Source organism: Mesorhizobium sp. P2_D5 (genome assembly GCF_056404355.1).
This window is the reverse complement of record NZ_JBFUEE010000003.1, coordinates 763,332-788,128: the sequence shown is the minus strand read 5'-3', so window position 1 is coordinate 788,128 and position 24,797 is coordinate 763,332. Positions and strand designations below refer to the sequence as shown.

Genomic DNA, 24,797 nt, shown 5'->3' with positions numbered 1-24,797 from the left:
GTCGAAGGCTAGGCGGCGAGGGCTTTGCCCTCGATCGCCCTGCCCCAGTCGAGAAGCGGCCTGGCGCGCAAGGTGAAATCGACGAGTTCGCCGACCAGCTGCGCACCATGGATCCCCGCCGGGTCGATCACATGCTGGACGACAAAATGCCGGTTGCGGATGGCGTCAGTCAGATCGGGTTCGCTGATCTGCTCGAAGCCGCGTGGGGTACGCTTCATGCGGCCTTCCGTCTCAAGCTCAAGGCCGTTCTTCTTCAGCGCCTTTACCATGGCGCGGAACTTGTCAGGCTGCGTCGCGATGGCTTTGCGCATAGCCAGCAGCAGTGCCGGCTCCGGCTGCCACCAGGCAACGTCGGCAAAGCAACCCTCGAGCCCGACATGAACGTAGAACACGCCGTGCGCCATCTTGGTGCCGTCGGGCGACAGGATCGCCGACAGATGCCGGTTGTAAGGCCGCTTGTCCTTGGCGAAGCGCACGTCGCGGTTGATACGGAACAGCGACTTCTTGCGATCGCCGCGCAGGCCGAGCCCAGCTTGCGTGAAACGCTCCGTGAGCGTTTCGACCAGATCGCCGAAGGGATCGCGCAACTCCTTTTCGAACAGGTCGCGGTTTTCCAGGAACCACTCCCGGCTCTGATGGAAATCCAGCGCCTTCAGGAACGGAATGGCCTTCTGCCCGAAACCCTTGAATGCACCTTCCATCACGCCTTGCCGATCCGCACCAGCCAGGCGTCCTCGTCGATCACTTCGACGCCGAGCTCGCTGGCGAGCTTGAGCTTGGAGCCGGCGCCCGGCCCGGCGACCACCAGATCCGTCTTCGCCGAAACCGAGCCCGCGACCTTCGCGCCGAGGCGTTCGGCCATTGCCTTGGCTTCGGGGCGGGTCATCTTTTCCAGCGTGCCTGTGAACACAATCGTCTTGCCAGCCACCGCGCTGTCGGCCGAGATGGTCACGATATACGGCTTCGGCTTGACCTGTTTGAGCAGCGCGTCCAGCACGTCGTCGTTGCGTTCGTTGCCGAAGAAGTCGCGTAGCGCATCGATGACCGTGTCGCCGATGCCGTTGACCGATGGGAAAACGCTGTGCGGATCGTCGGCCGCCGCTGTCTCCTTGCCGACGCGGATCAGTTCCTCGATGGTCGAGAAGGTTTTGGCAAGCACTGCGGCCGTGGTTTCGCCGATATGGCGGATGCCGAGCGCGAAGATGAAGCGGTCCAGTTCCGGTTCGCGGCGCGAGTCGATGGCAGCAAACAGTTTGTCGAGGCCTTCGTAATTGCGATCCTCGACGCTGCGCACATTCTTGCGCGTCTTGCCCGATGCCGCCTCGCGCTGCCTGGCCTGCTCCTCGCGCCGCTCGGCCAACGCCTTGGTGACGGCCGGACGGCGATCCCTGAGCGTGAAGATATCGGCGGCTGTCTTGATCAATCCCGCATTGAAGAAAGTGTCTATGTTCTCGGCGCCCAGGCCTTCGATGTCCAGGGCACCGCGTGACACGAAGTGCCGCAATCCTTCCACGGCCTGCGCGGGGCAGATCAGTTCGCCGGTGCAACGGCGGCGGGAATCTTCCTTGCCTGTCTTCTCGTTGATTTCACGCGTCGCGGGCGAGCCGCAGATCGGACAGGTGTGCGGGAATTCGTATGGCACGGCGTCGGGCGGACGCTTGTCGATGACGACGCTGACGATCTGTGGAATGACATCCCCTGCCCGCTGGATCACCACCGTATCGCCGATGCGCACGTCGATGCCGTCCCTTATCGGCTGTCCCGTGCTGTCCAGGCCCTTGATGTAGTCCTCATTGTGCAGCGTGACGTTTTCGACCACGACGCCGCCGACCGTGACCGGCGCCAGCCGCGCAACCGGCGCCAGCGTGCCGGTGCGGCCGACCTGGATGTCGATCTTCTGCACGGTCGTCATCGCCTGTTCGGCGGGGAATTTATGCGCAACCGCCCAGCGCGGCTCGCCGGTGACGAAACCCCATCTGCGCTGCAGCTCCAGCTGGTCGACCTTGTAGACGACGCCATCAATGTCGTAGCCCAACGAGGAGCGCTGCTCCTCGATCCGATGATAATGCGCGATCAACTCCTCGGCCGACTTCGCCCGCACCATCAGCGGGCTGATCGCGAACCCCCAATCCTTGAACTTCTGCACGGCGCCGTACTGGGTCGGAGCGGGATCCTCAGACGTATAGCCCCAGGCATAGGCGAAGAATTTGAGGTTGCGGCTGGCGGTGACGGATGGATCCTTCTGGCGCAGGGAACCGGCCGCCGTGTTGCGCGGATTGACGTAGTCCTGGCCGCCAACCGCCGCCGAGCGTTGCTTCAGCGCCTCGAATTCCGCGTAGGTCATATAGACCTCGCCGCGTATCTCGATGATTTCTGGCCAGCCCGAGCCTTTCAGCTTCGCGGGGATGTCGGCGATCGTCCTGAGATTGGCGGTGATGTCCTCGCCGACGGCACCGTCGCCACGCGTTGCGCCCTGCACGAACACACCGCTTTCATAGCGCAGCGATGCCGACAAACCGTCGATCTTCGGCTCGGCCGTGAAGGCGATGTCGAGATCCTTGTCGCGATCGAAGAACCGCCGGCCGCGTTCGATGAAGTCGGCGACATCCTCGTCGGTATAGGCCTTGGCGAGGCTGAGCATGGGCACCGCATGGCGCACCTTGGCGAAGCCTTCCGCCGGCGCCGCACCGACCCTGCGCGACGGCGAATCCTCGCGCACCAGCGCCGGAAAGCGCTGCTCAATGGCAAGGTTGCGGCGCGTCAACGCATCATATTCCGCATCGGAGATTATCGGCGCATCCTCGGTATGGTAGCGCCGGTCATGCTCGGCGATCTCTTCCGCCAAGCGCTTCAGCTCGGCTTTGGCTTCGCTGTCTGTCAGGGCATCGACTGGTTTTTCGGACATGGTTTCAGACCCGGCTCATAGATGTATGCCGCCCAAAAGTGCGCAGCGGTTTTGGGACAACGACACGCATAGCAACAAAGACCCAGAGCGCGTCGCGCAAATCCGATTCGGCGCGACGCGCTTTGGTGGTCCGCGACCATAGATCAGCTTTCGGATCCAAGGGAGCAAAATTCTGATAAAACCGCGCCGAAACAGCGGGATGGCGCCACAAGCTGACTCTGTTGCGAAGCCGGGATTTTTGCCAGCCTGGCGAACCGTGCATCGTCAGGACGCGGCGGTGTTCTCGCGCAGCAGCCGCTCGGCGGCGGCGCGCGCCTCGTCGGTGATGGTGGCGCCGGCCAGCATGCGCGCGATCTCTTCCTGCCGCGCCGGCCGGTCCATCTCGGCAATGCCGGTCGCGACTCGGTCGGTGCTGCCCGACTTGGAGATCAGGAAATGCGTCGCCGCACGTGCCGCTACCTGCGGCGCATGCGTGACCGACAGCACCTGGACGCGTTTCGACAATCGCGCCAGCCGCTGGCCGATGGCGTCGGCGACAGCGCCGCCCACGCCGGTGTCGATTTCATCGAAAACCAGCGTCGGCGCCGAGCCACGGTCGGCCAGCGCCACCTTCAGCGCCAACAAGAAGCGAGAAAGCTCGCCGCCGGAAGCGACCTTCATCATCGGCCCAGGCCGTGTGCCTGGATTGGTGCGCACCCAAAATTCGATCTGGTCGATGCCTTCTTCCATGCGGCTCTCGGCCTCGCTCTTCATCTCGACGATGAAGGCGGCGCGTTCGAGCTTTAGAGCCGGCAACTCGGCCATGACCGCCTTGGTCAGGCCGACCGCCGCCGCATGGCGCAGCGAGGACAGTTGTGCGGCTGCAATGTCATAGGTCTCGCGTGCCGCGGCAGCCTGCTTTTCGAGCCCATGCAAGCGTTCCTCGCCGGCATCGAGATCGGCGAGATCGGCCGACATCGTGTCGCGCAATTGCGCCAGGTCGTCGACGGCGACAGTGTGCTTGCGCGAAGCGGCGCGCAGCGAAAACAACCGCTCCTCCGCCTTCTCCAGCCGCTGTGGATCATATTCGGTGGCGCGCAGTGCGGCCTCGACGCCCGATTGCGCGGCATCTAGCGACAGCATTGCCTCGTCGAGCGACTTGACCACGTCGTCGAGCAGGCCCGGTGCTTCCGTCACCTTGCGCTGCAGCCGTCTGAGCAGGCTCGCCAGTTGCGGCAAGGGCGAGGACGGACCGGACAGCACATCTTGCGCGTCATGGATTTCGGAAGCGATCTTTTCCGCCCGCATCATCGATGCGCGCAGCTCGGCGAGATCGGTCTCCTCGCCCGGCTGCGGATCGAGCTTCGTCAGCTCCGCCACCGCCGCACGCAGATAGTCGGCCTCACGCGCGGCCGCCGCCACTTTGGCGCTGTGACGCGACAGCTCGTGCTCGCAGGCGCGCCAGTGCCGCCACGCCTCGCCGGTCGAGCGGACAGCGCCGAGATGGCCGCCGAAAGCGTCAAGCACATCGCGGTGTGCGCCGGGATCGACCAGAGCGCGTTCGTCGTGCTGGCCGTGGATCTCGACCAGCGCGCGGCCGACATCGCGCATCAGCGTGACGCTCGAAGGCTGATCGTTGACGAAGACGCGGGTGCGGCCATCCGCCGTCTGGAGGCGGCGCAGGATTATGTCGCCGTCATCGTCGATGGCGTTTTCGGCAAGCAGTGTGCGGGCTGGATGGTTGCGCGGGACGTCGAAGACGGCGATCACTTGGCCCTGCGCCGCGCCATGGCGCACCAGCGACGCGTCGCCACGCGCGCCGAGCGCCAGCGAGAGGGCATCGAGCAGGATGGATTTGCCGGCGCCGGTTTCGCCGGTCAGCACGGAAAGACCCGGCTGGAAGTCGATATCCAGCTTCTCGATCAGGACGATATCGCGGATCGACAGTCTGGAAAGCATCAGAACCCGGACCTATTGCATGTCGCCAAAAAGTGGACCCAGTTTTGGGATAACGACATGCACAAAAACAAAAGACTTAAAGCGCGATGCGCTTTAGAGCGGCACGCGACCATCTGGAGTCGCAGCGCCGCACTATCTTTTTGTTTGGGCACCGGATCAATCCGAAAAAGCGTTGCGTACGCTTCGGTCCAATGCTCTGGGGTCAGGCGCCGCCGGTGATCATCTTCCCGGCCTTGGATATCCACGAGCCGGCATTCTCGCGCGGCGCAAGCCCATTGCTCTGCAGCAGCTTGTAGGAATCCTTGTACCACGAACTGTCGGGGTAGTTGGTGCCGAGCACCGCGGCGGCGGTCTGTGCCTCCGAGGTCAGGCCCATCGCGTAATAGCTTTCAGTCAGGCGGGCGAGAGCCTCCTCGACATGGCGCGTGTTGGAATAGTTCTCCACCACGGTGCGGAAGCGCTTGACGGCGGCGATGTATTCGCGCCGCTCGAGATAGTAGCGGCCGATCTGCATTTCCTTGCCGGCCAGCTGGTCGTTGGCGAAGCGCATCTTTTCCTTGGCGTCATCGACATATTCCGATGTCGGCCAGCGCGTCACCAGGTCCTGCATCGTCTGAAGGGTCTGGCGCGCTTCCTTCTGGTCTTGCGTCACGTCCTTGATCTGGCGGTAGTAGCTCAAGCCGATGATGTACTGCGCGTAGGCGGCGTCATCAGTCGAAGGATAGAGCGTGAGGTAGCGTTTGGCCGAGCCGATCGCCTCGTCGTAGTTGCCCTGGCGATAGTCGGCGAAAGCGCCCATCACCATCGATTTGCGGGCGAATTCCGAATAAGGATGCTGGCGGTCGACGGCATCGAATTTGCGGCTCGCCTCTTGCAGGCGCCCGGCATTCAGATTGGCAAGACCTTGATTGTAGAGAACATCGGCCGGCTCGGTCTGGTCGACATAGGTCGACAGGTCGATATCTTTCTCCGACGACATGCAGGCCGACAGGAAGAGCGATGGAACAACCACCGAAAGCGCCAGGAAAACAGCCCGCTGCGGCGCTTTCGATTGACCAACTCGCTTGAAGAACATGATTGGATTCCGCCCTTTCGGCGTTATTTCAATGCGTGTTGCATGCCGTGGTCCCAAACTTGATCCCCACTTTTGAGCGACATGCCCTAATCGACGGCAGCAGCCATAAACCATAACCGCCTTGCCCGGCAACGCTATCGCCGGCCAATCGCACATTTTTGTGGCAGCCGGACGCTGCTTGAAAATCAGTGCAATTTCACCAACAGGTGTTGCATTCGTGCAACACCTCTATCTGCCAGGATCCGAAAAAAGTTAAGTAAATCAGATCATCCAAGGCGCGTAGAGCGGCGCATTGACGGCATTCATCTCGGCGCTGCGGCCGCGCTCGCGCCGTGTCGTCTCGACGATCTCGAATGCCGTGCGATCCGACAGCAGGCGGCGCAGCGCGGCGGCGTTCATCCTGTGGCCGCCGCGATAGGAGCGGAAGCAGCCGATGAAACGGGCGCCGGCCAGCGCCAGGTCGCCCATGGCGTCAAGCGTCTTGTGGCGGACGAATTCGTTGGGATAGCGCAGGCCGCCCATGTTGATGACGCGATTGTCGTCACCGATCACCAGCGAATTCTCCAGCGAGGAGCCGAGCGCATAGCCGGCGGCCCACAGCCGCTCGACATCCTTCATGAAGCCGAAGGTGCGGGCGCGCGCGAGGTCGCGGCGGAAAATATCGGCGTTGAGGTCGGACGCGAACAACTGCCGGCCGATTGCCGGGCTTTCGAAGTCGATCTCGATCTCGAAACGGGTGCCGTCGTAAGGCTTGAACTCCGCCCACGAGGCGCCGTTCTCGATGCGAACCGGCTTGATGACCCTGATATAACGGCGCTTGACCGACAGCGTCTCGACGCCGGCCTGGTCGATGGCTTCGACGAACGCCATGGCGCTGCCGTCGAAGATGGGAACCTCGGACCCGTCGATCTCGATGGCGACATTGTCGATGCCGAGCCCGAACAGCGCCGCCATGATGTGCTCTACCGTGGCGATGTGCTCGCCAGCGGGATCACCAAGCATGGTGCACAGGTCTGTGGCGCCGACTTCGGAAACCAGGGCGCGAACCTCGCGGCCCTGCACTGCGCCGTTGAAAAGCTGGAACACGATGCCGGTATCGGCATCTGCCGGCACGAAGCTGATGGAAACTTCCTTGCCGCTGTGGACGCCGGTGCCGGTAAGCGACGCGCGCGTCTTCACTGTCGTCTGATAGTCGTGCAAGACAATCCCCATAAGCCCGTAATGCCTAAGGTCCGCTTCTCCAGCCCGAGGGCGCGGCTCTTGTTGAAATCGGCAGGCAGGGCGACTTCCCCCGAAATCCTGACAAACCGACTATGGTGGCCGGAAGATAATGTCGCGGGTGGGAGACTCCAAATCACGGTTTCTTACTCTTTGTAACCGCGAGCCGGATCCAGTTGAGCTTGATAAGCCATTGAAATCTCATGATTTTAAACGTTAACAGGCAAGCAATTTCTTGCTTGCCTGTTAACAATTCTTAAAGCCCGTTTACCGATCAGTTGGCCTGGCGGCGCAGGAACGCCGGAATCTCCAGCTGATCATCGTCCTGAGTCGCCCTCACCTGCGGCGTCAGGCGGCCCTGCTCGTCGAGCTGACCGCGGCGCGGTGCGTAGAGCTGCGCATCCTGGCTGGCAAGACGGCGCACCTCAGGCGCTGCCTGGCGCAGCTTGGGTTCGCGCGGCTGCGCCGGCTGCAGCCGTGCAGGCTCTTCCTCGCGACGGGTCAGGCCGTTGGTCAGGCGCTTCAGCAGGCCCATCGGTCCGCTGCTGTTCTCGTGGTCGGCCGGGCGGTTCTTGGCATCCACCTCGGCCTTGACGACCGGCGGAAAGTCCTCGACGCGCGGCATCCGCTGCGGCGCCATCGCAACCGGTTGAGGCGCTTCACGCAGCATTTCGCGCGGCTGCGGGGCCGGCTGTGCCACGGGCTGCGGCATCGGCTGTGCTGGCGGTGCCTGGAAGATCTTGCTCTGCGGGCGGAAATCCTCCGCATGGGCAACGGGAGCCGGACGAGCCTGCGCCATCGCGGCTGCATTTGCTTCCGCCAACTGGATGGCTTCGGCGACCGGGTCGACGGCGCGCGGTTCGTAAGCTGCCTGCTGGACCGGCGCGGGGCGGCTTTCCACAGCGGCAACGGCCGGGCGGCTGACCGGCTTCTGCGGAGCGGTGCGGATCGAGATCGGCGCTGCGGCGATTTCCGCCGCCGACTTGTCGATGCCGGTGGCAACCACCGAGACACGGATGACGCCTTCGAGTTCTTCGTCGAAGGTGGCGCCGAGGATGATGTTGGCATCCTGGTCGACTTCCTCGCGGATGCGGGTCGCCGCTTCGTCGACCTCGAACAGGGTCAGGTCGCGGCCGCCGGTGATCGAGATCAGCAGGCCCTTGGCGCCCTTCATCGAGGTCTCGTCGAGCAGCGGGTTGGCAATGGCAGCCTCAGCGGCGGCCATCGCGCGGCCCTCGCCCGAAGCCTCGCCGGTGCCCATCATCGCCTTGCCCATCTCGCGCATGACCGAGCGCACGTCGGCGAAGTCGAGGTTGATCAGGCCTTCCTTGACCATCAGGTCGGTGATGCAGGCAACACCGGAATAGAGAACCTGGTCGGCCATGGCGAAGGCGTCGGCGAAGGTCGTCTTGTCATTGGCCAGCCGGAACAAGTTCTGGTTGGGGATGACGATCAGCGTATCGACGCATTTCTGCAGCTCTTCGATGCCAAAATCCGCGGTCTTCATGCGGCGCTGGCCTTCGAAATGGAACGGCTTGGTGACGACGCCGACGGTGAGGATGCCCTTTTCGCGTGCGGCACGCGCCACGACTGGAGCCGCACCCGTGCCGGTGCCGCCGCCCATGCCGGCGGTGACGAAGCACATATGGGTGTTGGACAGATGATCGATGATCTCGTCGATGCATTCCTCCGCCGCCGCGCGGCCGACTTCCGGCTGCGATCCGGCGCCAAGGCCTTCGGTGACATGCGCGCCGAGCTGGATCAGTCGATCGGCCTTCGACATGGTCAGCGCCTGAGCGTCGGTATTGGCCACCACGAACTCGACACCGCGCAGACCGGCGGTGATCATGTTGTTGACGGCATTGCCGCCGCCGCCGCCAACACCGAACACGGTGATCCGCGGCTTAAGCTCGGTGATGTCCGGCTTCTGCAGATTGATCGTCATTGTCTCCGTCCTTTGCCTTTCACGCCGCTTCGCCGCCGCGGCCGCCTATGGGGCTGTCCCCGTCAATTAGAAACTGTCTCTCAACCACTGACTCATGCGATGCAGTTTTCCACCCGTTCCGGTCATTCTGAGACCGGAAATTCCTTTCGCCGGATGGCTCTCGAAGCTCGCCATCTGCGGATAGATCAGAAGCCCCACCGCAGCCGAGAAGGCCGGTCCCTTTGCCGCTTCCGGCAGGCCGGCCACGCCAAGCGGGCGGCCGATGCGCACATTGCGTCCGAGGATCCGGCGCGCCGCCTCCGGCAGGCCGGCAAGCTGGCTGGCGCCGCCGGTCAAGACGACCCGCTTGCCCACCGCATTGCCGTAGCCGGACTTGTTCAGCCGGTCGCGCAGCAGTTCGAGCGTCTCGTCGATGCGGGCGCGCACGATGCGCGTCATCACCGAGCGCGGGATCTGCAACGGCACGTCGCCGTCGTCGCCGATCGGTTGGATCGAGACCAGGTCCCGGTCGTCGGCGCTGCCCGGCAATGCCGAGCCATGCATCACCTTCAGTCGCTCGGCGGCGTCGAGTGAGGTCGACAGGCCCTTGGCCATGTCCAGCGTGACATGGTTGCCGCCGATTGCGATGGCGTCGCCATGGACGAACTTGCCGTCCGAAAACACCGAGATCGTCGTCGTGCCGCCGCCCATGTCGATGCAGGCGGCGCCCATTTCCAGCTCGTCGTCGACCAGGGCGGCCAGCCCGCTGGCATAGGGCGTCGCCACCATGCGCTCGACCGACAGGTGCGACCGGTTGATGGAAAGCTCCAGGTTGCGCATCGGCGCGGCGTCGCCCGTCAGCACATGCATGTCGACGCCAAGTGCGTCGCCGACCATGCCGCGCGGATCGCGCACGCCGCGCTCGGCATCGAGCGAAAAGCCGACCGGGAGCGAATGGATCACCTCGCGCTCGGCCTTCAGTGCTTGCTTGGCGCCGGCGCCGAGAACGCGCTTGATATCGGCCTCGTCGGCCTCGTGGCCGCCAAGGTTGATGGTGGCCGAGAAGGCTTCGCTCTTCAGCCGGCCGGCGGTCATGTTGACGATCAGCGAATCGACCGTCAGCCCAGCCATGCGCTCGGCCGCATCGACGGAAAGACGAATGGCATGCTCGGCGCGATCGAGATCGACGACGACACCCGACTTCACGCCCTGCGACTTCTGATGGCCGATGCCGATCACCTGGATCCGGTGCGAGCGGCCGCGCAACAGCTTGCCGTCATCGCTCGGCTTCAGCTTGGCCACCATGCAGCAGACCTTGCTCGAACCGACATCCAGCACCGTCAAGGTGCCGGACCGGCGCGACGCGGCGTCGCCATGACCGCCAAGCCAGCTCATATTTTCGTCTCCGGCTTGCGCTTCAGGCTTTTGGGTTTTTCGTTGAGGGCGGCTTCGCGCTGCGTCGCCGCCTCGGGTGTCAACTGCACGACCAGCCTGTCCGTCAGGCGCATGTCGACGGCGGCGATATCGCGCGACAACAGCCCCTTGTCCTGGTCCATCTTGACGAGCTCGGCGATCGCCTGATCCTCGCCATCCTCGGGAAGCTTGACGGTGATGCCGTTGTCCAGCTTCAGGTCCCAGCGCCGCTCGCCAACGCGGACATAGCCTTTGATCCGGCTCGCCAGTTCGGGGTATTTATCGACCTTGACCAGGAAGTCCGGCGCCTTGGCCGGCGCACCGACGCCGATCAGCAAAGGCAGAAGCACCTGCTTGCCGCCAGAGAACGGCGCGATCACGGCGCCATTCTTCTCGATAACCGAGAGCTCATCGCCCTGCTGCCAGAGCGCGAAGGGCTCGCGCTCTTCGACGCGCACTTCCAGCGTGTGCGGATAGACCTTGCGCACCGCGGCGACCTCGATCCAGGGCAAGGTAGCAATGCGCTCGCGCGCGGCCTCGGCATCGAAACCGATCAGCGAGGTCCAGCCGTCGAGCTCGAGCCTGTCGAGAATGTCGATCTCGGAGGTCTGGCGATTGCCGACCACCCTGACCTGATCGACAGCAAAGCCGGTGCGGGCAGTGACGCTTTGGACGATGCCGTCGACATGGCCGCCGAGATAGGCGCCATAGGCACTGCTCGAGACAAGCAGCACGGCAGACATCATGGCCGCGGAGAAGCGCGGCGCCTGGAATTCACCCACGCCCAGGCGCGCAAGAACACGCACCGGGCGGCGAAGCACACGCGGCAGCACGAAATGGCCTGATGACAACGGCAAGCCGAACAGCGCCGGCCCGGCCGCGCCCTTCCCCTTGCCTTGTCCCCATTTCAACGCAGACACGAAGCGTCCTCCACCATCCAACTCAACAAATCGCCAAACGAGTGCCCGGCCTGGGCGGCGATTTCAGGCACCAAGGACGTCGGCGTCATACCCGGCTGGGTGTTGACCTCGAGCCAGACAACCTCGCCGTTTTCGGAATGCCGATCGTCATAACGGAAGTCCGATCGGGAAACGCCCCGACAGCCGATCGCTTGATGAGCCTTGAGCGCCAGTGTTTGTATTTTTTGGTAAATATTCGGTGAAACTTTTGCGGGGCATTCGTGCTTTGATCCCCCTGCGACATATTTTGAATCATAGTCGTAGAAGGAATGGCCGGTCGGGATGATCTCGCAGACCCCCAGAGCGACATCGCCCATTACGGCGCAGGTCAGCTCGCGGCCATGGATGTAGCGTTCGACCATGACGGTATCGCCATACTTCCATTCGGACGAGCCGATGACCTGCGGCGGATGCGACTGCCCCTCATGCACGATAACGACGCCGAAGCTCGACCCCTCATTGACGGGCTTGACCACGTAGGGCGGCTTCATCGGGTGCTTGTTCTGGATGGCGAAGCGGCTGGCGACCTTCGATTCGGCGACAGGGACACCGACCGATTTGGCAACCCGCTTGGCCTGCTCCTTGTTCATGGCCAGCGCCGACGCGAGCACGCCGGAATGCGTATAGGGGACACCGAGATATTCGAGGATACCCTGGATGGTACCATCCTCGCCAAACGGACCATGCAGCGCATTGAAGGCGACATCCGGCCGGAGTTCGGCAAGCACCGAGCCGACATCGCGCCCGACATCGACGCGCGTGACCTGGTAGCCTTCCTTCTCGAGCTCATCGGCACAAGCCTTTCCCGAGGACAGGGACACGGGCCGCTCGGACGAGAAACCTCCCAGCAGGACGGCCACATGCTTGCTTTTCATTCCCCCGTCATCCCCTCTCACCGCGGACCAAAAACCAAGATTTCCGCAACATTGAGTCCGAGTCTCCCGGCAGGCTGCCCCCCCAGACGGAAAACGCTGAACGCGTCGAACGACTCAAATCAGGAAACGCTTTGGAGCAGAGAATCAGAGAGTTGATTCACTGGCAAGTACTTACGATTCCGAGAGATTCACTTTCTGAGAAAATGGATGCGAAAACCGCCCGGTTGAGTCTTTGCGGCAACGGTCGCGAGCCATTTTCGGCCCCATTGAAGTTCATGCATCACGTGAACTTCAACACCCACTATAGAAGTTGCCCGAGAAACTCCTGCACGGCATGCCCCGGCCGGAAATTGCCGATGCGCTTGATTTCCCATTGCAGCCGGATGCCCGAATTCTCCAGCACCCGCGTTCGCACCGTCTCGCCGAGATATTCGAGGTCGTAGCCGGTCGCGGTTCCCGTGTTGATCATGAAGTTGCAATGCAGCGGCGACATCTGCGCACCGCCGATCATCAGGCCGCGGCAGCCCGCCTTGTCGATCTCCTTCCAGGCTGACGTGCTTTCGGGATTTTTGAAGGTCGAGCCGCCGGTCTTTTCGCGGATCGGCTGCACGGTCTCGCGATGGTTCTGCACCGCGTCCATCGCCGCCTTGATCGCTGCCTTGTCCTCGGCAAACCCCTCGAACAAAGCCGAGGTGAAGATCAGCCCGGAAGGTGCAGCCGAATGGCGGTAGGCGTAGCCCATGTCGGCATTGCTCAGCGTTTGCACATTGCCCTTGCGGTCGAGCGCACGCACCTCAACGACGCGTTCGCGCGTCTCGACGCCGTTGGCGCCGGCGTTCATCCGCAGCGCGCCGCCGATGGCGCCCGGAATGCCGTGATAGAAATGAAAGCCACCAATACCACCTTCGAGCGCCACGGCGGCAACGCGCTTGTCGGGCGTGGCCGCGCCCGCCTTGATCGTGGTCGGCGAAACAATTTCTGCCTCACCAAACCCTTTGGCCGAAAGCCGGATGACAAAACCCGGAATGCCGCCGTCACGAACCAGAAGGTTCGAGCCGACGCCGACGACGGTCAGCGGTATTTCCTCGGGAACGGCTTTGAGGAACGCGGCCAGGTCGTCCTCGTCGGCCGGCTGGAACAGCACTTCGGCCAGCCCACCGGCGCGGAACCAGGTGATCTTGTCCATCTCGGCATTCGGCGTGAGGCGGCCACGCAGGCCGGCAAGCCGATCACCAAGTCTGTCGATCAGGGCCTGGCCATACATCATGAGACCGTCCCGCCAAGCTCCTTGGGCAACGCATAAGCCCATTGGGTGATGTTGCCGGCGCCGAGGAAGACGACGAAGTCCCCGGGCTTGGCCAGATCGCGGATGATCGGCGCGATTGCTGCCGGACCTTCGATGTAGCGTGCGTCGCGATGGCCGCCGGCGCGGATGCGCGACACCAGCGCATCCGAGGTCACGCCTTCGATCGGTTCTTCGCCGGCCGCGTAGACCGGCGCCACGATCACCGTGTCGGCGTCGTTGAAACAGGTGGAAAACTCGTTGAACAGGTCGTGCAGCCGGGTGAAGCGATGCGGCTGGGCAATGGCGATGACGCGGCCCTTGGTGGCGCTGCGCGCCGCCTTCAGCACAGCCGAGATCTCGACCGGATGATGGCCGTAATCGTCGAACACATCGACGCCGTTCCATGAACCGGTATGGGTGAAGCGGCGTTTGACGCCGGCGAAGGACGACAGGCCCTTCTTGATCGCCTCGGCGGACAGGCCAAGCTCATGCGCGACAGCGATCGCCGCCGTCGCGTTGGAGACGTTGTGGCGGCCGGGCATCGGCAGGCGCAGGCCGGCGATCGTCGCCTGGCCACCGCTCTTGCGGTTGCGGATCACCACGTCGAACTCCGAAATGGCACCCGCCATGCGGTGGTTGGTGAAGCGCACGTCGGCCTGCGCGTTCTCGCCATAGGTGATGACGCGGCGGTCCTCGATGCGGCCGACCAGGGCCTGCACTTCCGGGTGGTCGGTGCACATCACGCCGAAGCCGTAGAACGGCACGTTCTCGACGAACTGGCGGAACGCCTCGCGCACCTTGTCGAAGCTGCCATAGTGGTCGAGGTGCTCGGGATCGATGTTGGTGACGACGGCGATTTCGGCCGGCAGCTTGAGGAATGTGCCGTCGCTCTCGTCGGCCTCGACCACCATCCATTCGCCATCGCCCATGCGCGCATTGGTGCCATAGGCATTGATGATGCCGCCATTGATGACCGTCGGATCGAGCCCACCGGCTTCGAGCAACGTCGCCACCATCGAGGTCGTCGTCGTCTTGCCATGCGTGCCGCCAATCGCCACCGCCTGGCGAAAACGCATCAGCTCGGCCAGCATCTCGGCGCGGCGCACGATCGGCAGCAGCTTCTCGCGCGCGGCCTTCAGTTCGGGGTTTGTTTTCTTGATCGCCGTCGAGACGACGACAACCTCGGCATCGCCGAGATTTTCGGCCTGGTGGCCGACGAAGCATTCGATGCCCTTGTCGCGCAGCCGCTGCACATTGGCGCTGTCGGCCTGATCGGACCCCTGCACCTTGTAGCCGAGATTGTGCAGCACTTCGGCGATGCCGCTCATGCCGATGCCGCCAATACCGATGAAATGCACAAGGCCGATGGTCTGCGGCATCTTCATACGTGCGTCCCCTTCTTGAAGTCTGAAACGGTTTTTTGGGACGCAATAGCCTCTGTAAGATCGGCGAGCAACCGTGCCGCGTCGGGCCGGCCGGCCGATTTCGCTCCCGCCGCCATGGCCGCCAGCCGCTCGGGGCTGTCCATCAGCCCACCGATGAGGGCCGCGATGCGCTCGGGCGAAAGCGAGGATTGCGGGTGCACTTCGCCACCGCCAGCGGCGGCAAGGGCCGCCGCGTTCGCCGCCTGGTCGTGGTCGAGCGCATAGGGATATGGCACCAGCAGCGCCGGCCGGCCGATGACGGCGATCTCCGAAACGGTCGAGGCGCCGGAGCGCGACACCACCAGATGCGCCGCCGCTATGCGTTGCGCCATGTCGGTGAAGAAGGGCGAGACTTCGGCGGCGACGCCAAGTGCGGCATAGGCCGCCTTCACCCGCGCCACGTCATCGGCGCGCGCCTGCTGCGTGATCAGCAACCGCTTGCGTTGCGTATCGGAAAGCAGCGCGACGGCCGCCGGCACCGCGTCCGAAAAGAACTGCGCACCCTGGCTCCCGCCGAACACCAACAGCCTGAACGGCTGCTCCCCGGTCGATGCCGCATAAGGCGTCTTGGCCGCTTCCAGCACGGGAGGCCGGACCGGATTGCCTGTCGTCACCGTCTTGGCGCCGGTGGCACTGGCGTCCTGTGGCAGGAAGCCGCCGGCGATGGCGTCGACACGCCCGGCCAGCGCCCGGTTGGCGCGCCCCATCACTGCGTTCTGCTCATGGATCAGCGTCGGCACCTTGCGCCGTGTCGCCGCATAGAGCGGCGGCAAGGTCGGGTAGCCACCAAAGCCGACGACCGCATCCGGCTTGATCCTGGCGATGACCGCGGAGGCCTGGCGCACACCGCGCCAGATTTTCCAGAAGGCACCAAGCAGGGCGATGGGATTCTTCGAGCCCATTGTCGCCGACTGGATCGGATGGATGGCGGCCGCCGGGAAATGGGCGGCGAACCGCTCGGCGCGGTCGTCGGTGGCCAGATGCACCGTCCAGCCGCGCTCGTTCAGCTCATGCGCCAGCGCCTCGGCCGGAAACAGATGCCCGCCGGTTCCACCTGCCGCGAGAAGGATGACGCCTCTCGCCATATCACTCCGCCGGCAAGGCGCGTTGCGGCAAGGCAAAGCCCATCTGCTTGCGCTTTTCGGGCCGCTTGCGCGTCAGCGCCAGCACCATGCCCATCGAGATGGCGATGGCGATCTGCGAGGAGCCACCATAGGAGATGAATGGCAGCGTCATGCCCTTGGCCGGCACGAGCTGCAGGTTGACGCACATGTTGATGACGGCCTGCAGGCCGAACACCGTGACGAGGCCGCCGACCGCATAGCGGGTGAAGTCGTCATGTTCCTTCAGCGCCGTGTTGAGGCCGCGCAGCACGATGAAGGCGAAGATCGACATGATGAAGAAGCACATGATCAACCCGAATTCCTCGCCGGCGACCGAAAAGACGAAGTCGGCATGGCTGTCCGGGATGACCCGCTTGACGGTGCCCTCGCCCGGCCCGACGCCGAACCAGCCGCCATTGATCAGCGCCTCGCGGCCCATGTCGACTTGGAACGTGTCGCCTTCGCCGGTGAGGAACTTGTCGATGCGCAAGGCGACGTGCGGAAACACCGAATAGGCGGCAAATACGCCGCCGACGCCCGCGCCACCAAGCGCGATGATCCACAGCCATGGGAGCCCGGCCATGAAGAACATCACACCCCAGGTGCCGGTCACCAGCATCGTCTGGCCGAGGTCCGGTTGCGCCACCAGCAGTGAGACGACCAGCGCCAGCAGCAGCATGGCAAACAGATTGCCCGGAATGTCGGGCTGGCGCTTGTGCTCGGCAAACAGCCAGGCGCACATGATGACGAAGGCGGGCTTGAGGAATTCCGACGGCTGGATCGACAGGCCGGCCAGCGACACCCAACGGCGCGCGCCTTTCACTTCGACGCCGATGTAGAGCACCGCCACCATCAGCACCAGCATCAGGCACAGCATGATCAACGCCATGCGCCGGATCTGCCGGGATTCGAGGAAGGACACCGCCAGCATCACGCCGAGCGCCGGAACGGTAAAGATGATCTGCCTGGTGGCGAAATGGAAGCTGTCGAGGCCGATGCGTTCGGCCACCGCCGGGCTGGCGGCAAAGGACAGCACGATGCCGAGCCCCATCAGCGACAGGAACGCCGCCAGGAACCAGCGATCGATCGTCCACCACCAGGTCGCAACCGGACTTTTATCGAGACGGCTCTGCATTATCGTGCCCCTCCGATGGGTTTCACACCCTCGATAGCATTCGCAGCTTGCCTGAAGGCTTCGCCGCGGACTTCGAAATTCTTGAACTGGTCGAAACTGGCGCAGGCCGGCGACAACAGAACCACCACTTCGCTCGCATCGTCTTGAGCCGCATCATGCGCGGCATGTTCGACCGCAGCGGCCAGCGTGCCCGATATTTCGTAGGGCACGGCCTCGCCCAGTGTCGCCGAAAAGGCGGGCGCCGCCTCGCCGATCAGATAGGCCTTGGCGATGCGCGGGAAGAAGCCGCGCAGCGGCTCAATGCCGCCCTCCTTGGGCAGGCCGCCGGCGATCCAGTAGATGCGCGGAAAGCTCGACAAAGCCGGTGCCGCCGCGTCGGCATTGGTCGCCTTGGAATCGTTGACGAACAGCACATGATCCTTGCGGCCGACCTGCTCCATGCGGTGTGCAAGGCCGGGAAAACTTTCCAGTCCGGATTGGATTTCGCCGAGGTCCAGCCCGACCTTGAGGCAAGCAGCGACCGCCGCCAACGCGTTCTGCGCATTGTGCTGGCCGCGCAGCGAGCCGATGCCTTCGAGGAAAGCGACGCGGCTGTAGCGACCGTTCACCGCCTCCATCAGGTTGCCGCCGTCGGCGAAATAGCCGTCGGTCAGCGGCAGCCGCTTGGAAATACGGATGACATGCCGCCCCGCCCGCTCCAGCCGCTCGGCAATCTGAGCGCACCAGGAATCGTCGATGCCGATGATCGCAGTCTCGCTGCCGGCCACCAGCCGTTCCTTGATCGAGGCGTAGTGCTGCATGGTGCCGTGCCGATCGAGATGGTCCGGCGTCAAATTGAGCAGGATGCCGGCCGTCGGGTTGATCGAGGGCGCGAGATCGATCTGGTACGACGAGCATTCGACGACATAATGCCGATTGGGCTCGGGCGGATCGAGCGTCATCACCGCGCGGCCGATATTGCCGCCCATCTGCGTGTCGCGACCCGCCGCTTTGAGGATATGCGCGGTCAATGCGGTCGTCGTCGACTTGCCGTTGGTGCCGGTGATGGCGATGAACGGCGCTGCCGGCGCGGCGAGCATCCGTTCGCGGCAGAAAAGCTCGATGTCGCCAATGATCTCGACGCCGGCACCACGCGCCAGTTCCACCGTCCAATGCGGCTTGGGATGCGTCAGCGGCACGCCCGGCGACAGCACGAAAGCCGAGAACTTCGCCCAGTCGGCGCCGCGCAAATCGCTGGTTGCGATGCCGTCCGCCGCCGCCTTGGCAACGCTGTCGGGGTTGTCGTCCCAGGCCAGCACGTCCGCCCCGCCGGCGATCAGCGCGCGCGCCGTCGCGATCCCCGAGCCACCGAGCCCGAAGAGCGAAACGCGCTTGCCTGCGAAGGATGCGGCGGGGATCAAGCGGCCTCCTATCTCAGCTTCAGGGTGGACAGGCCGACCAGCGCCAGGATGACGGCGATGATCCAGAATCGGATCACCACCTGGCTTTCGGTCCAGCCGAGCTTTTCGAAATGATGGTGGATCGGCGCCATCAGGAACACCCGCTTGCCGGTCATCTTGAAGTAGCCGACCTGGATGATGACCGACAGGATTTCGACGACGAACAATCCGCCGACGATGACCAGCACGATTTCGTGCTTGGTGGCGACGGCAACCGTGCCGATCAGGCCACCCATGGCCAGCGAGCCGGTGTCGCCCATGAAGATCGCCGCCGGCGGCGCGTTGAACCAGAGGAAGCCGAGGCCGGCGCCGATGACCGCGCCGAGCACGACCGCCAGTTCGCCGGTGCCGGGCACGAAATGGATCTGCAGATATTCTGCGAACACGGCGTTGCCGGACAGATAGGCGATGACGCCGAAGGACGCCGCCGCGATCATGATCGGCACGATCGCCAGCCCGTCGAGGCCGTCGGTCAGGTTCACCGCATTGCCGGCGCCGACGATGACGAAGCAGGAGAACGGGATGAAGAACCAGCCGAGATTGATGATGAATTCCTTGGCGAAGGGGAATGTCAGCGACGACGAGAACGGCGCCTGGCCGTTATGCATGATCACCCAGGCGGCGATGCCGGCAATGACGAATTCGAGCGCCAGCCGTGCCTTGCCGGAAAAGCCGAGATGCGACTGTTTGGTCACCTTCAGATAGTCGTCGTAGAAGCCGATCGAGCCGAAGCCCAGCGTCACCAGCAGCACCACCCAGACATAGATGCTCGACAGGTTTGCCCACAGCAGCGACGACCCGATGATGCCCGACAGGATCATCAGCCCGCCCATGGTCGGGGTGCCGGCCTTCTTGAAATGCGTCTGGGGGCCGTCGGCGCGGATCGGCTGGCCCTTGCCTTGCCGCAACCGCAGCGAATTGATGATGGTCGGTCCGAAGATGAAGACGATGAGTGCCGACGTGATCAGCGCCCCGCCGGTGCGGAAGGTGATGTAGCGGAAGACATTGAAGACCGAGATCTTGTCCGCAAAATCGACGAGCAGTGTGAACATGCGCTTATCGTCCCCCGACCTAGGTCTGTTTGCTTGTCGTTTGAGCCGGGAACTTGCCCAGCAGCGCATCGACCAGTTTTGCAAAACCGATGCCCTTCGACGATTTGATCATCACCACGTCGCCCGGTTTCAGCGCGGCAAGCAGCACCGGCTTCAGTTCCTCGACGCCGGCGCGGTATTCCGTCTCGATTTCGCCTGGCAGCCTCTCGGCCAGCGCCCGCATTTCCGGCCCGCCGAGAAAGACCGTCTGCGTCCCGGTGCCGACGATGAGATCGGCAAGGGCGGCATGCAGCTTGGCCGAATGGTCGCCGAGTTCCAGCATGTCGCCTAGCACGGCGATGCGGCGGCCCTCGCCTGTCACCGGCGTCGCATTGAGCAGCGCCATGGCGGCGCCCATCGACGCCGGGTTGGCGTTGTAACTCTCGTCGATCAGCGTGATCGGCCCGCCGGGGTGGCGCAGCACATGGCGCTTGCCACGGCCGCGCTCGGCCGAAAGATCGGCCAGCGCCAGCGCCGCTCTGTCGAGATCGGCGCCGACCAGATGCGCCGCACCCAGCACCGCCAGCACGTTCTGCACCATGTGGCGGCCGGGCGCACCGACCCGGGCCGTCACCTCGTGGCCGCCGATCCTGGCGGTGATGTCGGAATGGTCGGCATGGAGATCGCATTTGATCAGCCTGAAGGTCGAGCGCGCATTCTCGCCGAAGCCGTACACGTGCTCGACTCCGGCGGCATGCGCCATCTTGTCCAGAAGCTTCCAGCGCCCATCGTCGCGATTGAGGACGGCTGCGCCGTCAGGCTCCAGGCCTTCGAATATCTCGGCCTTGGCCCTGGCGATCTCATCGAGATTGCGGAAGAAGCCAAGATGCGCCGCCGCGATCATGGTGACGATGGCGACATGCGGCCTCACCATCTTGACCAGTGGCCGGATTTCGTCGGGATGGTTCATGCCGATTTCGAACACGGCATAGTCGCAATCGACCGGCATCCGCGCCAGCGTCAGCGGCACCCCCCAGTGATTGTTGAAGGACTGCGCCGAGGCATGCACCTTGCCGACCGCCGACAGCACGTGGCGCAGCGCTTCCTTTGTGGTGGTCTTGCCGGCCGAACCGGTCACAGCGATGATCTTGGCCTCGGAACGAGCGCGCGCAGCGACACCAAGCTTCTCAAGTGCCACCAGCACGTCTTCGACGACGATGATCGGTGCCGTCAGCCGACCGAGCGACGGCAGCTTGCCTTCCGCCACCACCAGCACGCCGGCGCCGGCCTTGATGGCGGCAGTGGCGAAGTCATGACCATCCATCACCTCGCCCTTGATGGCGAAGAAGGCGTCGCCCGGTTGCAGGCTGCGGCTGTCGATCGAAATACCGGATATGCCTTCCGGCATCGGCCCGAGCGGCCGCCCGTCCATGCCGGCAACCAGTGCCTCGGAGGTCCACAGCAAGCTCATGCGGCACGCTCCCGCAGCGCCGCGCGGACTTCCTCATGATCTGAGAAATGCAGCGTTTCAGTGCCGATCGTCTGGCCTTCCTCGTGGCCCTTGCCGGCCACGATCAGCGTGTCGCCGGCATGCAGCATAGCGACCGCCTCGTGTATCGCCTGGCGCCGGTCACCGATTTCGATGGCGTCTGGCGCGGCGGCAAGAATAGCGGCGCGGATCGTTTCCGGCACTTCCGAGCGCGGATTGTCGTCGGTGACGATGACCACATCGGCGAGCCGCGTCGCGATCTCGCCCATGATCGGCCGCTTGCCGCGATCGCGGTCGCCGCCACAGCCGAACACGACGATGACGCGACCGGTGGTGAACGGGCGCACCGAGGCCAGCACGTTTTCCAGCGCATCGGGCTTGTGAGCGTAGTCGACATAGACCGGCGCGCCGTTGGTGGTGGTGCCAACAAGGTCGAGCCGGCCCGGCGCGCCCTTCAGTTTCTCCAATGCCAGCAAGGCTTTGGCGACAGGTGTTCCAGTGGAAATGGCAAGCCCCGCGGAAACCAGCGCGTTCGATATCTGGAAATCGCCGGCGAGCGGCAGGTCGACCTCGTAGAGCACGCCGCCAGCCTCGACCTCGGCGCGCTGGCGATGGCGCTCGTGCTCGACTCGCTTCAGCTTGAGGAAATCGCCATGGCGGCCAACCGTCAGCACGTCGAGCCCGGCAGCCTGCGCCGCCTGGATCGTCGGCGCCGACCACGGATCGTCGGCGAAAATGACGGCCGGCGCGCCTTTCGGCAGCAACGTGTCGAACAGGCGCAATTTGGCGCGGTGGTAGTCCTCGACGGTCGGATGATAGTCCATATGGTCGCGGCCGAGATTGGTGAAGCCGCCTGCCGCCAGCTTGACGCCGTCGAGGCGGCGCTGGTCGAGCCCATGGCTGGAGGCTTCCATCGATGCGTGGGTGACGCCGGCATCCGCCAATTCCTTGAGCAGCTGGTGCAAGGCGACCGGATCGGGTGTCGTCAACGAGCCATACTCGTTGCGACCCGGCGCCACCACGCCGGTGGTGCCGATCGAAGCGGCGGCATAGCCGGCCTGCTCCCAGATCTGCCTGGTGAAGGCGGCGACCGATGTCTTGCCGCTGGTGCCGGTCACCGCGACCATGGTCTCAGGCTGCTTGCCGAAATAGCGGGCCGCGCTTAGCGCCAGCGCCAGGCGCGGATCATCGACCGCCAGCACTGGAACCGGCAACCCGGCGATGGCGCTGCCTGCTACGATTGCGGCGGCGCCACGCCGGGCAGCGTCGGCGGCATAGGTGGCGCCATCCGCCTTGGTACCGGCGAGCGCGAAGAAGACGACGCCCGGCTTTACCTGGCGGGAATCCGACGAAATCCCGGTAACCTCCAGATCGGCGGAAGCTGTTCCTTCGACTGGCAGGATACCGGCTAGATCTCTGAGCTTCATCGAGTCCCGTTCACCACAACAAAATAGCGCGCAGTTGCCGGCGCGCCCAAGAATCACTGATAGGAAACCAGCGTTGCACCATTTTCATGGCTGAAATCTGGCTTCACGCCAAGCATGGCCGCTGAACGCTTGATGATATTACCGGCGATAACCCCCGCATTCGCGGCCGCGACGTCGGTCATGCCGGGCTTTTCCGGGTGCGGGGCGTCGGCGATCGTAAACACGAGGTATTGCGGATCGTCCATCGGGAAAGCGGCGACGAAGGTATTGAAGTTCAATTCCTTCGAGTAGCGGCCATTGATGACCTTCTCGGCTGTTCCGGTCTTGCCACCAACGCGGTAGCCGGGGACCCTGGCGTTTCTGGCCGAGCCCTTCTCGGCGTTGAGCGTATAGAGGTAGCGCATGCCATCGACCGTCTTTTCGCTGACCACCTTCTTGGCCACCGCCATCGCTTCTTCCTGAGTGCGGACCAGGAAGGTAGGATTCATTAGGAAGCCACCATTCATCAGCGCCGCGCAGCCGACAGCCGCTTGCAGCGGCGTCGTCGACACGCCATGGCCGAACGCGATGGTGAACGAATTGACCTGTTTCCAGACCTTCGGTTCAGTCGGACGGGCGACTTCCGGCAGTTCGGTCTGCATCTTGTCCAAGATTCCAAGGCGATGCAGGAATTCGCGGTGCCCCTCGATGCCGACCATCTCGGCCTCCCTGGCCGACCCGATGTTGGACGAATAGAGGAACACCTCCGGCAATGACAGCACACGGTTCTTGCCGTGGAAATCGTGAATGGCCTGATGGCCGACCCGGATCGGATGCGAAGCGTCGAAGCGGCTCGCCATCGTCGCCTTGCCGGAATCGAGCGCCATGGCCGAGGTGAAGCTCTTGAAGGTCGAGCCCATCTCATAGAGCCCCGCCGACATCCGATTCAGCCGGTCCTTTTCCTGTGCATTGTAAGGATTGTTCGGATCGAAATCCGGCACCGAGGCCATCGCCACCACTTCGCCGGTCTTGACGTTGAGCACAACGGCGCCAGCGCCCATGGCGCGATAGCGCTCCAGGCCGGCGGCGATCTCGTCGCGCACCACATGCTGGACGCGCAGATCGATCGAAAGCCTCACCGGCTTCAGATCCTTGGCCACCGCCAGGCCCGATGCCTGCAAGTCGCTCAAGCCCTGCTCATCGACATATTTCTCCATGCCGGAGATGCCCTGGTTGTCGATGTTGGTGAGCCCGACAACGTAGGACGAGGTCTCGCCGCTCGGATAGAAGCGGCGCTTTTCGGTGCGGAAGCCGAAACCGGGAATACCGAGCTGCATGATGTCGGACTGCTGCTTGGGCGTCAGCTGCCGCTGCAGCCAGACGAAGCCGGCGCCGCTTTTGAGCTTGTGGTAGGTCTGCTCGTAGTCGATCTCGGGCAGCACCGTCGACAACTTCTCGATCGCCTCGTCGGCATCGACGATGCGCCGCGGTTCGGCAAACAGCGAGGCCGTCTTGATGTCCGTCGCCAGCACTTCGCCGTTGCGATCGACAATGTCGGGCCGCGATGCCGTCACCCGGCTCTGCGGGCCGCCCGACATGTCGGGGGTCTGGAAGCCGAGATAGACCAGCCGCCCGGAAATGGTCGCGAAGATGCCGAAGAACACCGCCATCGTCATCACGATACGCGTCCTGCCCTTGCCGCCGGTCGCCTTGCGGGCGCCCTCGACCACGATCGATCCGCCTTCACCGGCCTTGGTGCTGCGCTTCAGCAGTTTGCCGATCATTGGGCGATGCCTCCGGTCACAACGGGATCCTTGCCGTCCGGGGACGCCATGTCGGAATTGTCGGCCATGCCGCCCTCGCGTCCTTTGAGGATGTCCTGAATGTCCAGGGCTTTGGCCGGCAGGTCGCCGATACCGACGATCTGGCGGGCGCTGACCGGCTGGAGTTCGAGCTGCGACTTGTAGAGGTCGGCCAGCTTCTGCAGCCGCGACGGCTGGGTGAGCAGGCTCCAGTCGGCCTTGAGCAGGTCGATCGTGTCCTCCTCATAGCGGATCTGCTCATGGATCTTCTGCACCGCTGCCAATTGTTCCTCGGCCTCGCGCTTGGTCTTGTAGGTTAGGGCCGCCGCCGAAACCATGACGGCGATCAGGACGATGTCGCTGGTACGAAACACGT

Annotated in this window: 19 protein-coding genes; all 19 read right to left on the bottom strand. The window is 63.9% G+C overall.

Annotation, left to right across the window (positions count from 1 at the left end; translation table 11 throughout):
* Positions 1-8: 8 nt before the first annotated feature.
* On the bottom strand, positions 9-701 hold the full coding sequence (locus tag AC1DYW_RS17060; RefSeq protein WP_477227091.1) for a DUF2461 domain-containing protein: 693 nt from the start codon (positions 699-701) through the stop codon (positions 9-11).
* Positions 701-2,905, bottom strand: coding sequence for an NAD-dependent DNA ligase LigA (gene ligA, locus AC1DYW_RS17055; RefSeq protein ID WP_477226996.1), 2,205 nt, complete (start codon positions 2,903-2,905; stop codon positions 701-703). Before ligA ends, AC1DYW_RS17060 begins: the two co-directional genes overlap by 1 nt.
* Positions 2,906-3,169: 264 nt before the next feature.
* Positions 3,170-4,843 (bottom strand): DNA repair protein RecN, encoded by a 1,674-nt coding sequence (recN, locus tag AC1DYW_RS17050; RefSeq protein ID WP_477226995.1) that lies wholly within the window; start codon positions 4,841-4,843, stop codon positions 3,170-3,172.
* Between the two features lie 202 nt (positions 4,844-5,045).
* Positions 5,046-5,918, bottom strand: a complete 873-nt coding sequence (locus tag AC1DYW_RS17045) for an outer membrane protein assembly factor BamD (protein ID WP_095086961.1) — start codon at positions 5,916-5,918, stop codon at positions 5,046-5,048.
* 261 nt (positions 5,919-6,179) lie between these two features.
* A complete protein-coding gene (gene lpxC / locus AC1DYW_RS17040; protein WP_477226994.1) occupies positions 6,180-7,130 on the bottom strand; it encodes a UDP-3-O-acyl-N-acetylglucosamine deacetylase in 951 nt (316 codons plus the stop codon).
* Positions 7,131-7,410: 280 nt separating this feature from the next.
* Entirely contained in the window at positions 7,411-9,081 is a 1,671-nt protein-coding gene (gene ftsZ / locus AC1DYW_RS17035; RefSeq protein WP_457153750.1) for a cell division protein FtsZ, read from the bottom strand.
* Positions 9,082-9,147: 66 nt separating this feature from the next.
* Positions 9,148-10,455: a cell division protein FtsA gene (gene ftsA, locus AC1DYW_RS17030; RefSeq protein ID WP_095086953.1), complete on the bottom strand. Its 1,308-nt coding sequence runs from the start codon at positions 10,453-10,455 to the stop codon at positions 9,148-9,150.
* Positions 10,452-11,393 (bottom strand): cell division protein FtsQ/DivIB, encoded by a 942-nt coding sequence (locus tag AC1DYW_RS17025; protein ID WP_477226993.1) that lies wholly within the window; start codon positions 11,391-11,393, stop codon positions 10,452-10,454. Before AC1DYW_RS17025 ends, ftsA begins: the two co-directional genes overlap by 4 nt.
* The gene (locus AC1DYW_RS17020; RefSeq protein WP_477226992.1) at positions 11,381-12,307 is read right to left on the bottom strand and encodes a D-alanine--D-alanine ligase; all 927 of its coding nucleotides are present in this window, start codon (positions 12,305-12,307) and stop codon (positions 11,381-11,383) included. The genes AC1DYW_RS17025 and AC1DYW_RS17020 overlap by 13 nt, the downstream gene beginning before the upstream one ends.
* 301 nt (positions 12,308-12,608) lie before the next feature.
* The gene (gene murB / locus AC1DYW_RS17015; protein ID WP_477226991.1) at positions 12,609-13,574 is read right to left on the bottom strand and encodes a UDP-N-acetylmuramate dehydrogenase; all 966 of its coding nucleotides are present in this window, start codon (positions 13,572-13,574) and stop codon (positions 12,609-12,611) included.
* Complete coding sequence (murC, locus tag AC1DYW_RS17010; RefSeq protein ID WP_477226990.1) at positions 13,571-14,977, bottom strand: UDP-N-acetylmuramate--L-alanine ligase; 1,407 nt, start codon at positions 14,975-14,977, stop codon at positions 13,571-13,573. The genes murB and murC overlap by 4 nt, the downstream gene beginning before the upstream one ends.
* On the bottom strand, positions 14,974-16,101 hold the full coding sequence (gene murG, locus AC1DYW_RS17005) for an undecaprenyldiphospho-muramoylpentapeptide beta-N-acetylglucosaminyltransferase (RefSeq protein ID WP_477226989.1): 1,128 nt from the start codon (positions 16,099-16,101) through the stop codon (positions 14,974-14,976). Before murG ends, murC begins: the two co-directional genes overlap by 4 nt.
* Before the next feature lies 1 nt (position 16,102).
* The gene (gene ftsW, locus AC1DYW_RS17000; RefSeq protein ID WP_095086935.1) at positions 16,103-17,254 is read right to left on the bottom strand and encodes a putative lipid II flippase FtsW; all 1,152 of its coding nucleotides are present in this window, start codon (positions 17,252-17,254) and stop codon (positions 16,103-16,105) included.
* Complete coding sequence (gene murD, locus AC1DYW_RS16995; protein ID WP_477226988.1) at positions 17,254-18,654, bottom strand: UDP-N-acetylmuramoyl-L-alanine--D-glutamate ligase; 1,401 nt, start codon at positions 18,652-18,654, stop codon at positions 17,254-17,256. The genes ftsW and murD overlap by 1 nt, the downstream gene beginning before the upstream one ends.
* An 8-nt stretch (positions 18,655-18,662) precedes the next feature.
* Positions 18,663-19,745 carry a phospho-N-acetylmuramoyl-pentapeptide-transferase gene (gene mraY / locus AC1DYW_RS16990; protein WP_023765130.1) on the bottom strand — a complete coding sequence of 361 codons (1,083 nt, stop codon included), beginning with the start codon at positions 19,743-19,745 and terminating at the stop codon, positions 18,663-18,665.
* 19 nt (positions 19,746-19,764) lie between these two features.
* Entirely contained in the window at positions 19,765-21,195 is a 1,431-nt protein-coding gene (locus AC1DYW_RS16985) for a UDP-N-acetylmuramoylalanyl-D-glutamyl-2,6-diaminopimelate--D-alanyl-D-alanine ligase (RefSeq protein WP_457150341.1), read from the bottom strand.
* Positions 21,192-22,640: a UDP-N-acetylmuramoyl-L-alanyl-D-glutamate--2,6-diaminopimelate ligase gene (locus tag AC1DYW_RS16980; RefSeq protein ID WP_457150342.1), complete on the bottom strand. Its 1,449-nt coding sequence runs from the start codon at positions 22,638-22,640 to the stop codon at positions 21,192-21,194. The genes AC1DYW_RS16985 and AC1DYW_RS16980 overlap by 4 nt, the downstream gene beginning before the upstream one ends.
* A 53-nt stretch (positions 22,641-22,693) precedes the next feature.
* Positions 22,694-24,403: a peptidoglycan D,D-transpeptidase FtsI family protein gene (locus AC1DYW_RS16975; RefSeq protein WP_477226987.1), complete on the bottom strand. Its 1,710-nt coding sequence runs from the start codon at positions 24,401-24,403 to the stop codon at positions 22,694-22,696.
* Positions 24,400-24,795 (bottom strand): cell division protein FtsL, encoded by a 396-nt coding sequence (ftsL, locus tag AC1DYW_RS16970; RefSeq protein WP_477226986.1) that lies wholly within the window; start codon positions 24,793-24,795, stop codon positions 24,400-24,402. The genes AC1DYW_RS16975 and ftsL overlap by 4 nt, the downstream gene beginning before the upstream one ends.
* Positions 24,796-24,797 lie beyond the last annotated feature (2 nt).

Coding starts and splice junctions, on each gene's coding strand:
- AC1DYW_RS17060 (WP_477227091.1), bottom strand. CDS start 701: ATGGAAGGTGCATTCAAGGGTTTCGGGCAGAAGGCCATTCCGTTCCTG.
- ligA (WP_477226996.1), bottom strand. CDS start 2,905: ATGTCCGAAAAACCAGTCGATGCCCTGACAGACAGCGAAGCCAAAGCC.
- recN (WP_477226995.1), bottom strand. CDS start 4,843: ATGCTTTCCAGACTGTCGATCCGCGATATCGTCCTGATCGAGAAGCTG.
- AC1DYW_RS17045 (WP_095086961.1), bottom strand. CDS start 5,918: ATGTTCTTCAAGCGAGTTGGTCAATCGAAAGCGCCGCAGCGGGCTGTT.
- lpxC (WP_477226994.1), bottom strand. CDS start 7,130: ATGGGGATTGTCTTGCACGACTATCAGACGACAGTGAAGACGCGCGCG.
- ftsZ (WP_457153750.1), bottom strand. CDS start 9,081: ATGACGATCAATCTGCAGAAGCCGGACATCACCGAGCTTAAGCCGCGG.
- ftsA (WP_095086953.1), bottom strand. CDS start 10,455: ATGAGCTGGCTTGGCGGTCATGGCGACGCCGCGTCGCGCCGGTCCGGC.
- AC1DYW_RS17020 (WP_477226992.1), bottom strand. CDS start 12,307: ATGAAAAGCAAGCATGTGGCCGTCCTGCTGGGAGGTTTCTCGTCCGAG.
- murB (WP_477226991.1), bottom strand. CDS start 13,574: ATGATGTATGGCCAGGCCCTGATCGACAGACTTGGTGATCGGCTTGCC.
- murC (WP_477226990.1), bottom strand. CDS start 14,977: ATGAAGATGCCGCAGACCATCGGCCTTGTGCATTTCATCGGTATTGGC.
- murG (WP_477226989.1), bottom strand. CDS start 16,101: ATGGCGAGAGGCGTCATCCTTCTCGCGGCAGGTGGAACCGGCGGGCAT.
- ftsW (WP_095086935.1), bottom strand. CDS start 17,254: ATGCAGAGCCGTCTCGATAAAAGTCCGGTTGCGACCTGGTGGTGGACG.
- mraY (WP_023765130.1), bottom strand. CDS start 19,745: ATGTTCACACTGCTCGTCGATTTTGCGGACAAGATCTCGGTCTTCAAT.
- AC1DYW_RS16985 (WP_457150341.1), bottom strand. CDS start 21,195: ATGAGCTTGCTGTGGACCTCCGAGGCACTGGTTGCCGGCATGGACGGG.
- AC1DYW_RS16980 (WP_457150342.1), bottom strand. CDS start 22,640: ATGAAGCTCAGAGATCTAGCCGGTATCCTGCCAGTCGAAGGAACAGCT.
- AC1DYW_RS16975 (WP_477226987.1), bottom strand. CDS start 24,403: ATGATCGGCAAACTGCTGAAGCGCAGCACCAAGGCCGGTGAAGGCGGA.